Below are 12,608 nucleotides of genomic sequence, written 5' to 3' on the forward strand. Positions count from 1 at the left end.
GGCGGCCCCCGGCGTCACAGGCCGGCCAGCCATCCGGTCAAGATGCGGTTCACCTCCTCGGGGCGCTCCTGCTGCACCCAGTGCCCGCAGTCGTCCAGCAGGCGGGAGGCGACCAGGCCGGGCAGCGTCACGGGGAACGCCTCGACGGCGGCCGACAGCCACGTGGTGGTGGCGTCCAGCGCGCCCCCGACGAACAGCGACGGCTGCGCGATCGGCGCGCCCGCGTGGGCGGCCAGGTCCTCCCAGTCGCGGTCCATGTTGCGGTAGCGGTTGAGCCCTCCGGTCAGCCCCGTCCGCTCGAACTCGGCCGCGTACACGTCGAGGTCGGCCTCGCTCAGCCAGCCCGGCAGCGGCCCGGACGGGAACCGGTCGCGCATCCGGCCGCCCCGGCCCACGAAGTGCGGGTCCGGCGCGCCCGGCGGCGGCATGGTCCCGGCCGACAGGGCGGCGTAGACGCCGGCGAGCCAGCCGCGCACGTCCGGCTCGATCTCCGCCTCGGCCCGGCCGGGCTCCTGGAAGTAGGCGACGTAGAACTCCTCGTCACCGCCCATCCGCGCGAACGCCTCACTGGGCCTCGGCCCGCCCGGCGGCGTGTAGGGCACGCTCAGCATCGCGACGGCGGTGAACACGTCCGGCCTGAGCAGCGCGGCGTGCGCGGCGATCCCCGCACCCCAGTCGTGGCCGACGATCGCCGCCGTGTCCTCGCCCAGCCCGCGCACCGCCGCGACCGCGTCCTCCACCAGCTCGACCATCCGGTACGCGGCCACGTCCGCCGGCTTGGACGAGCGGCCGTAACCGCGCACGTCCACCGCGGCCGCCCGGTAACCGGCGGCGGCCAGCGCGGGCAACTGGTGCCGCCAGGAGTACCACGACTCCGGGAACCCGTGGACCAGCAGCACGAGCGGCCCCGCCCCCTCCTCCACCAGGTGGATCCGGCCCGCGGGCGAGGGAACGAGACGGTGGGCGTAGTTCGGCATGTCATCCTCCACGTGGTTCACGCCGATCATCGGCGCAGCGGCGCGGTCACCGTGAATCCTGTTGCCGAACCGGCAAAAACGCCCGTAGCCGCGCCCAGGAGGAGGTTTCCCGGCCCGCGTGCGGGCACCAGTGGCAGGATGGACCGCTCACTCGAACGGCGCACGGTCACGGCCGGCCCCTGGCCGATGACGGCTTGGCGGCGGCTCCCCCCGGACGGGACGCGGATGCCGCCCGTGGTGTGCGTGCACGGCGCCGGCGTCTCCAGCAGGGAACTGCGCCCGCTGGTCGCCGAGCTCGGCGAACGGCTGCCCGCCTGGACGGTGGACCTGCCCGGGTTCGGCCGCAGCGGCAGACCCGGCCGCCCGCTCGGCCTCACCGGGCTCGCCGACGCGCTCGCCGGCTGGCTGGAGGCCGAGGACCTGCCGCCCGCCTGCCTGGTCGGCTGCTCGTTCGGCTGCCAGCTCGCCGTCGACGTCGCCCTGCGCCACCCCGGCCGGGTGCGCTCGCTCGTGCTCGCCGGCCCCACCGTCGACCCGCGGGCGCGCTCCTGGCCCCGGCTCGTCGCCCGCTGGCTGCGCAACTCCGTGCGCGAGGACCCCCGGATGGCGCCGCTCAACCTCGCCGACTACCGGGAGGCCGGGTTCCGGCAGGTGACGGCCTCGTTCGCCGCCGCCGTACGGGACCGTGTGGAGGACAAGCTGCCGCATCTCGCCGTGCCCGCGCTGGTGATCAGGGGCGAGTACGACAGGATCGTCCCGCAGGAGTGGGCCGAGGAGGTCACCCGCGCCATCCCGGACGCCCGGCTCGTCGTCATGCCCGGTATGCCACACATGATCCCGTTCCGCGACCCCGCGGGGCTGGCGCCGATCATCACGGAGTTCGCTGCCCATGCATGAGTACGCCGCCTCCTTCGACTCCGCGACCGGAATGCTCCGGGCGCTCTCCCGCTTCCTGGACGGGCGCGACCTGCCCATGCTCGGGCAGCTCCCCGCCCCCGTCGAACCCCTCGCCTGCGCCCTGCTCGGCGCCGCCAACCGGCTGCCCCGCCGCCTGGCCGAACGCGCCTACGCCGCCGCGGGCTGGAGCGAGGCCAGCGCCCCCGGCAGGCTCGCCGCGCTGCGCGCCGACGAGCTCGCCGAGTGGATCACCGGCCACTACCCGCGCCGCCGCTACCCCGTCGTCTTCGCCGGCTCGGCCTCCGGCGCGCTCGTCCACCTCGCGGCCGCGCTCGGCGCGCCCTGGCTGCCGCAGACCGTCCTCCTCCCGGTACGGCAGCGCGGCGGCCACCCCGACGCGCCCCGCGACAGCCTGCGCCGCGTCAGCCGGGCCGGCGAGGCCATGCTGGCCGCCAACCCCGGCCTCGTCCTGCACCACATGCACGACGCCGCCCAGGACCGCCTGATGATTGCGGGAATGTCGTACTTCCGGGTCAAATGGCGGCGGCTGCCGCCCGCGTACCGGGACTTCCTGCGCGACTGCCTGGCGCCCGGCGGCACGCTCGTCGTCTCCGACTGCGGGCTGCGCTGGCCCACCACCCGCGTCGCCGACCGGTACCTGTTCCAGCACGGCGCGCTCGGCGGCCTCACCCCTGACGAGTACCGGAACGGCAGCCCCGAGATCGCCCGCTACCTCGCCCGCTACGGCTCGCCGTACCGCCACTGGGACGCGCCCGAACCCGACGGCGACAGCCCCGAGGCCGAATGGGGCTTCGAACCCGAACTGCTCGACGACCTCACCGCCGCCGCCGGCCGCGTCGTCCGGCTCGGCTTCCCCGGCCCCGAAGCGCTCAGCCCCGCGGTCGCCGACCTCCACCGCGCCTGGCACCGCGAGCGCGGCCTGCCCGGCGACCGGCTGCTGGCCGAGTCGTTCGTGCTGCTGGAACCCTGGTGGACGCTGCGGACCGGGTCGGTGCCGTTCTGGATGACGTTCAACACCGAGCCGTCCCGCCGCGCCCTGCTCACCTACCTCGACGACGCCGAGCCGTACGACGAGATCCGGCTGATGCTCTTCTCCCACGGCGCCGACTCGCCCGGCCTCGCCACCGTCCCCGCCTGGCGGGAGGCGCTCGGCCGGGCCCGCAAGATCGGCTCCTTCACCGGGACCGACGTCCGCGCCTACCCGCGCGACTTCGCCGTCTTCGCCCGCGCCCACCGCGACCTGTCCCGCGTGCGGACCACGTACCCGATGCCCATGCCCCTGCCCCTCGACCGCGTCGCCGACGCCCTGACCGCCCGCGACGACGTAACCTGGTCCGACCTCTGAGGCGGGCCGTTTCGGCGGGCTGTTTTTGGGGGCCGTTTCGGGGGGCTGTGTCCCGGGAAGCGACAGCGCATGGAAGCCTGGGCGGCCGTGCTCGGCCTGTTGCTGCTGCTCGCCGCCGGGATCGGCGGCGTGTACGGGGTCGCCGCGCTCCTGCGGCAGCCGCCCGCGCTGAACACCGGGCCGTTCCTGTCGGGCGGGCGGCCCGCCGAGCACGCCCTGTCCCGCTTCCACGTCCGCTGGTACGCCGTGACGCTCGTCTTCCTGGCCTTCGACATGGAAATGATCTTCATGTACCCGTGGGCCCTCGTCGTCGCCGAGATGGGCGCCATGGCCGTGGTGGAGATGTTCGCCTTCCTGGCCCTGCTCATGACCGGCGTCCTGTACGCCTGGCGCGAGGGCGCGTTCCGATGGGCATGAGCGGGTGGCTGGTGCGCCGGGCGGCCGTGCGTCCCCTCGTCGTCGCCGTGCCGTACGGCACCCGCGCGCGGCTCCTCGCCGAGGCCGCGCTGGCCGAACGCCACTGGCCGGCGGCCGGCTCGCCCGCGGCCGCGAACCTGCTGGTGGTGTGCGGGCCGCCGTCGGGCCGCCTGGCGGACGCCGTCGAGACCGTCTGGGCCGCCATGCCCGGCCCCCGAGCCCGCGCCGACCTCCCCGCCGCCCCCACCCCCGCCCAGGTCACCACCCTCCTGACCACCCCCCTCCACCACCCCCCGCCCCAGTCCAACCCCACCCCACCGAATACCGCGTACGGCGGAGGGCACGACCCCGGGAACCACCCCGGGCATGGCGCCGGGCATGGCGCCGGGCATGGCGGGGCCCACGGTGGCCACGGTGGGGCTCACGGCGGCCACGGTGGGCATGGCGGGGGACATGAGCATCACATGGGGAGTCCCGGTGGGCTGGCGATGGCGGAGAGGGGGCCGGATCGGGACGGGCTGACGCTTGACCGGCTGCACGTGTCGCTGGGGCCGGTGCTGCCCGACTGGCCGGCCGGGCTGGTCATCGAGACGACGATGCAGGGCGACGTGATCCAGGAGGCGGAGGCGCGCTTCGACGGCCCCGCGGACGGGGAGCGGTTCTGGGACGCGCCCTGGCTCGCCGCGGCGGCGGGCCTGCCGGTGACCCGGGGCGAGGCCGAAGCCCACCGGGCCGCCGCCCACCTGGACAGCCTCGGCCGCCTCCTGGCCGTCGCGGGCTGGCCGGCCGCCGCCGCCGAGGCCCGCCTCCTCCGCGACCACCTGGTCACCCGCGCCCTCCACCTCCCACCCACCAGCCCGCTCCCACCCCCGGGCCACCCCCTCACTGGTGAGGGAAACCCGCCCCGCGTCGGCCAGGCGGAGAGCGGGGAGGGGTGGTCACTCCACGCTGATCATCCGCCGGCGGGGGAGGGGGCTGCGGGCCATCGGGAGGGCGCGGGGGGAGCACCGAGCGGGGAGGGGTGGCCGCTTCGCGTCGGCCACCTGCCGAGCGGAGAGTGGGCTTCGGGTCGTGGGGTCGGCGTGGGGGGAGTGCCGGGTGGGGAGGGGTGGGTGGTGGGGAGGTTCGCGCGGTTCGCGCGGCGGGTGCGGAGGTCGTGGGTGCTGCGGTGGATGCTGCGCGGGGTGGGGCGGGCCGACGGGGCGGCGCTGGGGCTCCGGGGGCCGGCGGCGTGTGACGGGGATGTGCTGGTGCGGATGGAGGCCTGGCTGGCGGCGGTCGAGGGGGCGCTGGGCCTGCTGGGCGATCGGTCGCCGCTGGCCGATGACGTGGGGCCGAGGGGGCCGGTGGGGGAGGGCGGCAGGCTGCTGGAGGTGCTGCCGCCGCTGCTGGCCGGGTGCGAGCTGGCGCAGGCGCGGCTGGTCGTGGCGGGGTTCGATCCTGACGGCGGGCGGCCGTGACCGTGGGGCCGCTGGTCGGCTACGCGGTCGCGCTGGCGGTGCTGGCGGTGGCCGCGGCGGCGTTCGACGCGGCTCTCGCCGCGCGGCCGGCGGCGTGGGGGAGCGCCGCGACGGCGCCGTTGCGGGAGGTGGCGCGGCTGCTCACCCAGCAGCGGCGGCGCACGGTGCTGCCGGACCTGGTGCTGCTCAGGGCGGGGGTATGGAGCCTGCCGGCCGCGGCGGTGCTGGCCGGGGTGGTGCTGCCGCTGGGGGAGCGGCCGGTGGTGGAGTCGGCCGTCGGGGTCGTGTGGTTCAACGCCATGGAGGTGTGCGTCTGGGGCGCGGTGTGGCTGACGGGCTGGGCGCCGAACTCGGTGTTCCCGCTGGTGGGCGGCTACCGGTTCGTGGCGCAGGGCCTGGCGTACGAGCTGCCGCACATGTTCGCGCTGATCACGGCGGCGCTGGGGGCGGGGTCGCTGAGCGTGACGGAGGTCGCGGACGCCCAGCGGGAGGTGTGGTTCGTGGTGTGGATGCCGGTGGCGTTCGTGATCTACCTGGTGTCGGCGCTGGCGATGGCGTTCTGGGGGCCGTTCAGGCAGCCGGTGGGCGGTGAGGTGGCGGGCGGGGTGATGGCGGAGCTGGCGGGGCCGGATCGCCTGGTCTTCCAGGCCGGGCGGTACGCGCTCCTGGTGGTGGCGTCGGCGGCGGCCGTGCCGCTGTTCCTGGGCGGCGGCGCGGGGCCGCTGCTGCCGTCGTGGGCCTGGACGCTGGTCAAGACGGTGGCGGTGCTGGGCGTGCTGGTGTGGGCGGGCCGCCGGGTGCCGGCGGTGCGGATGGACCGGTTCACGCAGGCGTCGTGGCTGGTGCTGATCCCGGCGGCGCTGCTGCAGATGCTGGTCGTCGGGCTGGTGGTGATCTGATGGCGGTGGTGGCGTTCTGGGCGCTGGCGGTGCTCTCGGTGGCGGGCGCGGTGGCGGTGTTCACGGTCGACTCGATGGCGCGGGCGACGTTCGCGCTGCTGGTGTCGCTGGCCGCCGTGGGCGTGCTGTTCCTGCTGATCGATCTCGCGTACCTGGGTGTGCTGATCGTCCTGATGATGGTGATGGAAATGATGATCATGGCGGTGTTCATGATCATGTTCATGATGAACCCGGCCGGGCTGATGCCGATGACGATGGTGCACGGCAGGCGGTTCGCGCTGGCGGTCTCGGGGGCGGTGTTCGCCGGGCTGGCGGCGCTCGCGCTGCTCACCCCGTGGCCGGCCCGCCGGGGGACGCCGCCGCCCGACCCGGCGCACGCCCTCGGCATGTCGATCATGGGTCCGCAGATGCTGGTCATGATGGTCATCGGGGTGGCCATCCTGGCGACGATGATCGCCACCGTCGTGCTGGCGACCGACCGCGGCCGTTACGACCGCCGCTAGGGGGCTCGATGGGGCTGGAGGCGTTCCTGCTGCTCGCCGCCGCGCTGTTCGCGGTGGGCGTGTACGGGGTGCTGTCGCAGCAGTCGATCGTGATGCTGATGATGGGCCTGGAGCTGATGATCAACGGCTTGATCGTGGCCGGTGGCGCCTTCTGGTACCACCTGGCGCCGGCCACCGCGGACGGGCAGGTGCTGGTCCTGGTGGCGGTGACCGTGATGGCGCTGGAGATGGCCGCGGGGTTCGCCGTCGTCACCGCCCTCTACCGGGCCCGGCAGGTCGACACCACCGACGAGGCGGGGGACCTGAAGGGATGAGCGCTCTCGCCTGGCTCCTGCCCGCGACCCCGGGCGTCGCGGGCGCGCTGCTCGCGCTGGCCGGGCGGCGCGCGGACCGGGTGGCGGCGGCGGTGGCCGTCGCGGTGACGGCGGTGACGCTGGCCCTCGCGGCGCTCGCCGCGGCGGTGCGGCCGGTGTGGGGGACGACGCTGGTCGCGGTGGCGGCCCCGCCGGGCGGCACGCCGGCCGGGATCGCCGTGGACGGGCTGTCGGCGGTGATGGCGGTGACGGTGGCGGCGATCGCGCTGGCGGTGCTCGTGTTCGCCGCCAGTGACCTGCCATCGGGCGCGGCGCGGGGCCGCTTCTTCGGGCTGATGCTGCTGTTCACCGGGGCGATGCTGCTCACCGTCACGGCCGCCGACCTGATGCTGCTGCTGGCAGGCTGGGAGATCATGGGCGCGGCCTCGTACGCGCTGATCGGGTTCTGGTGGCGTGAGCACGGGCGGGTGCGGTCGGCGGGGCTGGCCTTCGTCACCACCCGCGCCGGGGATCTCGGCCTGTACGTGGCGGCGGGGTGCGCGTTCGCCGCGACCGGGACGCTGGAGCTCGCCGGGATCGCGCAGGCCGGGCAGCCGTGGCGGGACCTGGCAGCGGCCGGGATCGTGCTGGCCGCGCTGGGCAAGTCGGCGCAGCTCCCGTTCTCGTACTGGCTGTCGGGGGCGATGGCGGGGCCGAGCGCGGTGTCGGCGCTGCTGCACTCGGCGACCATGGTGGCGGCGGGGGCGTACCTGCTGCTGCGGGTGCAGCCGCTGCTCGCGGCCACCGGGTGGGCGGCGGCGGCCGTCGCGTGGGCGGGGGCGGTGACGGCGCTGCTGCTGGGCGCGGTGGCGCTGGCGCAGCGCGACCTCAAGCAGTTGCTGGCCGCCTCGACGTGCGCGCAGGTGGGGTTCATGGTGCTGGCGGCCGGGGCAGGGGCGGTGGCCGGAGGGACGGCGCACCTGGTCGCGCACGCGGCCGTGAAGAGCCTGCTGTTCCTGTGCGCGGGGGCGTGGCTGACGGCGCTCGGCACCGAGGCCCTGGCCGGGCTGCGGGGGGCCGGGCGGTGGCGCCGCCCGGTGGGCATGGCGTTCGCGGTGGGGGCGCTGGCGCTGGCCGGGGTGCCGCCGCTGTCGCTGTGGGTGACCAAGGACGCGGTGCTCGCCGCGGTGCCGTCGCCGGGCCTGTCGGCGGTCGCGCTCGCGGCGGCGCTGCTGGCCGCCGCGTACGCGGCCAGGGCGCTGGCCGCGGTGTGGCGGCCGGGGACGGTCCCCACGGCGGGGGAGCGGCGGGTGTCCCGCGCGGTGACCGGGCCGCTGCTGGCGCTCGCGCCGGTGGCGGCCGGGCTGTCGGTGCTCGGGCTGCCCGCCGTGTACGCGGGCTGGCGGCAGCTCGTCGGCGCCGGCGGCGAGCCGGGCCCCGAGGTCGCGGGGCTGGCGGTGACGGGCTTGGCGGCGAGCGCCGTGACCGCCGCCGGATGGGCGATCGGCGTACGGGCGCGTCAGGGAACCGCGTGGCGTGAACGGGCCGTGGAGCTGGGACAGGGCAGGCTGGCAGCGGGGCTGCGGGGGTGGCTCGGATTGCGGCGGGGGGCGATCGGCGGAGTGTGGGAGCCGGTGAAGGCGCTGGCGGGGGCGCTGGCGCGGTTCGACGACCGGGTGCTCGCGCGTACCGGGGAGTGGCTGGCGGGCGGGGTGACGGCGGCGGCCGGGGTGGCGGGACGGCGGGCCGAGGGGCTGCTCGACGGGGTCGTGCGCGGCGCCGCCGGGGCGCTCGGCGGGGCGGCGTGGCTCGGGCGGGCCCGCGTGGAGCGCCCGCTGGAGCATCTGGTGCGCGCGGTCGCGGCGGGCGCCGGAGCCCTGGGCCGGGCCGCGCGGCGCCCGCAGGCCGGGCAGGCGCACCTCTACCTGGCGCAGGCGGCGGCCGCGTTCCTGCTGCTGGCCGTCGTGCTGATGCTGGTGCGGTGACCGTGCTCACCGTGGTGATCTTCCTGCCGCTGGCCGCCGCGCTCGGCCTGCTGGCCGTGCCGCGTGTGCGCGGGCGGGCCGCGACCTGGGTGTGGATCGCGGTGTCGGCCGCCGACCTGGCGCTCGTGGCGGTCATGTGGGCCGGGTACCGGGGCGGGATCGGGTACGAGACGCGGCTGCGCTGGATCCCGACGCTGGACGCCGGCTACCACGTCGGCGTGGACGGGCTGTCGCTGCCGCTGATCGCGCTGACCGCGCTGCTGTTCCTCGTGTGCGGCGTCCACTCGCTGGGCGAACGGCGGCGCGAGCGGGCGCACGCGGCGCTGTTCCTGTTCCTGCAGTCGGTCTCGCTCGGCCTGTTCGCCGCGCTGGACCTGCTGCTGTTCTTCGTCTTCTTCGACCTGTCGATCGTCGGCATGTACTTCGTGATCGCCGGATGGGGGCACGGCGACCGGGCCAGGTCGGCGCTGACGTTCTTCCTCTACACCTTCCTCGGCTCGCTGGCGCTGCTGCTCGGCTTCGTCGGCCTGTTCCTCGGCGGCGGCACGTTCGACCTGGTCGAGCTGGCCCGCAATCCGCCCTACGCCGGGTCGCCCGGCGTCGCCTCGCTGGTGCTGCTGGCCGTCGGCGTGGGGCTCGCGGTCAAGACGCCGGTCTTCCCGGTGCACACCTGGCTGCCGCCCGCCCACACCGACGCGCCCGCCGCCGGGTCGGCGATCCTGGCGGGCATCCTGCTCAAGATGGGCACCTACGGCCTGGCCCGCGTCGCCATGCCCGCGCTGCCCGACGCCTGGCGCGCCCACGCGTGGCTGATCATGGCGATCGGGCTGGTCAGCGTGCTGTACGGGGCGCTGGTCGCGCTCGCCCAGCCGAACCTCAAACGGCTCGTGGCCTACACCTCGGTCAACCACATGGGCTACGTCGTGCTCGCCCTCGGCGCCGCCGGGCTGGCGCCGGGCGGCGGCCGGGCCGGGGAGCTGGCCGTGTCCGGGGCGGTCACCCAGATGGTCAGCCACGGCCTCATCACCGGGGCGCTGTTCCTGCTCACCGGCGTCCTGTGGGACCGGGCCGGCACGTACGAGATGGACCGGTTCGGCGGCGTCGCGGGCCGCGCCCCGGCATTCGCCGCGCTGCTGGCCGTGGCCGCGTTCGCGTCGCTGGGGCTGCCCGGGTTCTCCGGGTTCATCGCCGAGTTCCAGATCTTCGTCGGGGTGATCGGCGCGGGGGCCGTCGTCCTGGGCGCCGCGGCCGTGCTCGGCATCCTCATCACCGCCGCGCTGTTCCTGCGCGCCCTGCAACGGGTGCTGCTCGGCGGGCCGGGCGAGCTCACCGGCCGCGTCACCGACCTGCGGCCCGCCGAGACCGCCGCCGTGGCGCCGCTGCTGGCGCTGTCAGTGCTCATCGGCGTCGCGCCCCGGTGGCTGCTGGACCTCGTCGAGCCCGCCGCCGCCGCGCTCTCCTCGCTGGCCGGCCGGTGAACGACGACCCGGCCGCGCTGCTGCCCGAGCTGCTCCTGCTGGCCGGGGCGGTCGCCGGGCTGCTCACCGGCATGTTCGTGCCGCGCGGGCGGCAGCGCGCGGTCGCGTGGATCTGCGCCGCCGCGCTCGCCGCCGCCCTGGCCGCCACCGTCGCCGCCACTGTCACCGCCACCGTCACCGCCGCCGGGGACGCCGCGTTCGGCTCGTACGCGCCCGACGCGCTCACCCAGGCGGCCCGCGCCGTCGTGGCGGGCGGCACGCTCCTGGTGATCGCCCTGGTGGCCGCCGAGGCGCGCGGGCACCGCCGCGAGGCCGAGGCGTACGTGCTCGTCATGCTCGCCGCGCTCGGCTCGGTGCTGCTGGCCGGGGCCGGTGACCTGCTCGTCCTCGTCCCGGCGTACCTGCTGGCCAGCATCCCGGCCTACGCGCTCGCCGGGTTCGGCAAGGACGCGCCGGGCACCGAGGCGGCGCTCAAGTACTACCTGATGGGCGCGTTCCTGGGCGTGCTGATGCTGGCCGGCGTCACCCTCCTGTCGGGCCTGGCGGGCGCCACCGGCTACCGGGCGGCCGGGGCGGCGCTCGCGCTCGCGCCCGGCGCGGCGACGGCCTGCGCCGTGGTGCTGCTGCTGGCGGGGCTGCTGTTCAAGGCGGGCGGGGTGCCCGCGCACTTCTGGGTGCCGGACGTGGCCGAGGGCGCCCCCGTCGCCGTCGCCGCGTTCGTCACCACCGTGCCCAAGATCGGCGCGCTGGCGGCGCTGCTGCGCGTCGCGGACGAGCTCGGGCCCGGCGGCTGGGACGTCCTCGTCGCGATCGTCGCCGCCGCCACGATGACGCTCGGCAACCTGGCCGCCTTCCACCAGGACGATGTGCGCCGCCTGCTCGCCTACTCCACGATCAGCCAGGCCGGGTACGTGCTCGTGCCGGTCGCCGTCGCCCAGCACACCGCGCTCGCCCGCCCCGCCGTGCTGTTCTACCTGGCCGCCTACGCGGTCACGAACGTGGGCGCGTTCGCCGTGGTGGCCGCCACCGGGCGCGGCACACTCGACGGCTACCGGGGGCTGGGGCGGGCCGCGCCGGGGCTCGGGCTGGCGCTCGTGGTGTGCCTGCTCGGGTTCGCGGGCATCCCGCCCGCCGCCGTGTTCGTCGCCAAGGTGCTCGTGTTCGCCGCCGCGTGGGACGGCGGTCACGCCTGGCTGGCCGTGCTCGTCCTGGTCAACACCGTGGCGAGCCTGTACTACTACCTGCGCTGGGTCGCCGTGGTGTTCCGCGGCGACCCGCCGGCCGCGCCGCCTCCGGGCCTGGCGCGCGCGGTCGCCTGCGTGGCGGCCGTCGCCTCGCTCGCCCTCGGGGTGGGCGGCGGCGTCCTGCTCGGCCAGGCCGCCTGAGCCGTCACGCCTTCCCGGCGGTGGCGGCCCAGTCGAGCAGCGCCTGGGCGGTGTCGAAGCGGCGGCCGGAGTCGCTCTCGCCGAGGATCACCCCGACCAGCAGCCGGCCGTCCCGCTCGGCGGCGAACGCCAGCGTGTAACCGGCGGCGCGCGTGTAGCCGGTCTTCACGCCGACCGCGCCCGGCTGGGCGAGCAGCCGGTTGGTGTTGCGCCACGAGTAGGAGCCGTGCTCACTCGTCGCCTCGACCGAGTGGTAGCGCGCCGAGGTGATCGACTTCAGCGTCTCGTTCCGCAGCACCGCCTCGGCCAGCCGCGCCTGGTCGGCCGCCGTGGAGTGGCCGCCGCCGTTCGTCGGCATGCCGTCGGCGTTGACGTACAGGGTGTCGGCCATGCCCAGCTCGCGGGCGGCCGCGTTCATCTTCCCGACGAACCCCTCGACACCCGGCCCGTACGTGCGCGCCAGCACGTGGGCCGCGTCCGCGCCGGACGGCAGCAACAGGGCGTGGAGCACGTCCCGCACCGGCAGCCGGTCACCGGCGCGCAGCCCGGCGACGGCCGCGCCGCCCCGGGCCGCGTAGCGCACGTCCTCGGCCGTCACCTCGACGACGTCGGCCGGGTCGGCCTCCTGGAGCACGACGTGGGCGGTCATCATCTTGGTCAGGCTCGCCACGGGAAGGCGCTCGCCGGCGTCCTTGCTGTAGCGGACCTCGCCGGTGGAGGTGTCGACGACCAGTGCGGCCCGCCCGAGCACGGCGGGCGCGTCAGCGGGCGCGTACGAGGCCGGGCCGGCGAAAGAGGCCGTGGTGGCGGGGGTTGCTGTGGTGGCCGCGTGGGCGGTGGTCGTGCCGGTCGTCAGGACGCCGGCGGCGAGGGCGGCGCCGGCCAGGGCGCGGCCCCAGCGGCGCGGCCGGGCGCTGGAGAAGAGGGAGGTGGGCATGAGGGGCTGTG

General features: G+C 76.2%; 12 protein-coding genes. 10 read left to right on the forward strand and 2 right to left on the reverse strand.

The window, feature by feature from the left end:
* Positions 1-14 precede the first annotated feature (14 nt).
* Positions 15-977 carry an alpha/beta fold hydrolase gene (locus ACWDXC_RS14380; protein ID WP_449981564.1) on the reverse strand — a complete coding sequence of 321 codons (963 nt, stop codon included), beginning with the start codon at positions 975-977 and terminating at the stop codon, positions 15-17.
* A gap of 138 nt (positions 978-1,115) precedes the next feature.
* Here ACWDXC_RS14380 and ACWDXC_RS14385 point away from each other — a divergent pair, with 138 nt between their 5' ends.
* The 10 genes from ACWDXC_RS14385 to ACWDXC_RS14430 all read left to right on the forward strand — a co-directional run bounded on the left by ACWDXC_RS14385 (position 1,116) and on the right by ACWDXC_RS14430 (position 11,660).
* Positions 1,116-1,874: an alpha/beta fold hydrolase gene (locus ACWDXC_RS14385; protein WP_449981566.1), complete on the forward strand. Its 759-nt coding sequence runs from the start codon at positions 1,116-1,118 to the stop codon at positions 1,872-1,874.
* Positions 1,867-3,240 carry a hypothetical protein gene (locus tag ACWDXC_RS14390; RefSeq protein WP_449981568.1) on the forward strand — a complete coding sequence of 458 codons (1,374 nt, stop codon included), beginning with the start codon at positions 1,867-1,869 and terminating at the stop codon, positions 3,238-3,240. The genes ACWDXC_RS14385 and ACWDXC_RS14390 overlap by 8 nt, the downstream gene beginning before the upstream one ends.
* A 69-nt stretch (positions 3,241-3,309) precedes the next feature.
* Positions 3,310-3,657, forward strand: a complete 348-nt coding sequence (locus ACWDXC_RS14395) for an NADH-quinone oxidoreductase subunit A (protein ID WP_449981570.1) — start codon at positions 3,310-3,312, stop codon at positions 3,655-3,657.
* Positions 3,654-5,117, forward strand: coding sequence for a hypothetical protein (locus ACWDXC_RS14400; protein WP_449981572.1), 1,464 nt, complete (start codon positions 3,654-3,656; stop codon positions 5,115-5,117). Before ACWDXC_RS14395 ends, ACWDXC_RS14400 begins: the two co-directional genes overlap by 4 nt.
* Positions 5,114-6,016, forward strand: coding sequence for a complex I subunit 1 family protein (locus tag ACWDXC_RS14405; RefSeq protein WP_449981574.1), 903 nt, complete (start codon positions 5,114-5,116; stop codon positions 6,014-6,016). The genes ACWDXC_RS14400 and ACWDXC_RS14405 overlap by 4 nt, the downstream gene beginning before the upstream one ends.
* Positions 6,016-6,519, forward strand: a complete 504-nt coding sequence (locus ACWDXC_RS14410) for an NADH-quinone oxidoreductase subunit J family protein (RefSeq protein ID WP_219517880.1) — start codon at positions 6,016-6,018, stop codon at positions 6,517-6,519. Before ACWDXC_RS14405 ends, ACWDXC_RS14410 begins: the two co-directional genes overlap by 1 nt.
* Before the next feature lie 8 nt (positions 6,520-6,527).
* Positions 6,528-6,833 (forward strand): NADH-quinone oxidoreductase subunit NuoK, encoded by a 306-nt coding sequence (nuoK, locus tag ACWDXC_RS14415; protein WP_449981576.1) that lies wholly within the window; start codon positions 6,528-6,530, stop codon positions 6,831-6,833.
* A complete protein-coding gene (locus ACWDXC_RS14420; RefSeq protein WP_449981578.1) occupies positions 6,830-8,797 on the forward strand; it encodes an NADH-quinone oxidoreductase subunit 5 family protein in 1,968 nt (655 codons plus the stop codon). Before nuoK ends, ACWDXC_RS14420 begins: the two co-directional genes overlap by 4 nt.
* Positions 8,794-10,275: a complex I subunit 4 family protein gene (locus ACWDXC_RS14425; protein ID WP_449981580.1), complete on the forward strand. Its 1,482-nt coding sequence runs from the start codon at positions 8,794-8,796 to the stop codon at positions 10,273-10,275. The genes ACWDXC_RS14420 and ACWDXC_RS14425 overlap by 4 nt, the downstream gene beginning before the upstream one ends.
* The gene (locus ACWDXC_RS14430; RefSeq protein ID WP_449981582.1) at positions 10,272-11,660 is read left to right on the forward strand and encodes an NADH-quinone oxidoreductase subunit N; all 1,389 of its coding nucleotides are present in this window, start codon (positions 10,272-10,274) and stop codon (positions 11,658-11,660) included. Before ACWDXC_RS14425 ends, ACWDXC_RS14430 begins: the two co-directional genes overlap by 4 nt.
* Positions 11,661-11,664: 4 nt before the next feature.
* Here the strand turns inward: ACWDXC_RS14430 and ACWDXC_RS14435 are convergent, their stop codons facing one another.
* Positions 11,665-12,597, reverse strand: a complete 933-nt coding sequence (locus ACWDXC_RS14435) for a D-alanyl-D-alanine carboxypeptidase family protein (RefSeq protein ID WP_449981584.1) — start codon at positions 12,595-12,597, stop codon at positions 11,665-11,667.
* Positions 12,598-12,608 lie beyond the last annotated feature (11 nt).

This window comes from Nonomuraea sp. NPDC003214, assembly GCF_053590035.1.

Bases quoted from the DNA above. Each gene is read 5' to 3' on its own strand.
- ACWDXC_RS14380 (WP_449981564.1), bottom strand. From the start codon at position 977: ATGCCGAACTACGCCCACCGTCTCGTTCCCTCGCCCGCGGGCCGGATC.
- ACWDXC_RS14385 (WP_449981566.1), top strand. From the start codon at position 1,116: ATGGACCGCTCACTCGAACGGCGCACGGTCACGGCCGGCCCCTGGCCG.
- ACWDXC_RS14390 (WP_449981568.1), top strand. From the start codon at position 1,867: ATGCATGAGTACGCCGCCTCCTTCGACTCCGCGACCGGAATGCTCCGG.
- ACWDXC_RS14395 (WP_449981570.1), top strand. From the start codon at position 3,310: ATGGAAGCCTGGGCGGCCGTGCTCGGCCTGTTGCTGCTGCTCGCCGCC.
- ACWDXC_RS14400 (WP_449981572.1), top strand. From the start codon at position 3,654: ATGAGCGGGTGGCTGGTGCGCCGGGCGGCCGTGCGTCCCCTCGTCGTC.
- ACWDXC_RS14410 (WP_219517880.1), top strand. From the start codon at position 6,016: ATGGCGGTGGTGGCGTTCTGGGCGCTGGCGGTGCTCTCGGTGGCGGGC.
- nuoK (WP_449981576.1), top strand. From the start codon at position 6,528: ATGGGGCTGGAGGCGTTCCTGCTGCTCGCCGCCGCGCTGTTCGCGGTG.
- ACWDXC_RS14420 (WP_449981578.1), top strand. From the start codon at position 6,830: ATGAGCGCTCTCGCCTGGCTCCTGCCCGCGACCCCGGGCGTCGCGGGC.
- ACWDXC_RS14435 (WP_449981584.1), bottom strand. From the start codon at position 12,597: ATGCCCACCTCCCTCTTCTCCAGCGCCCGGCCGCGCCGCTGGGGCCGC.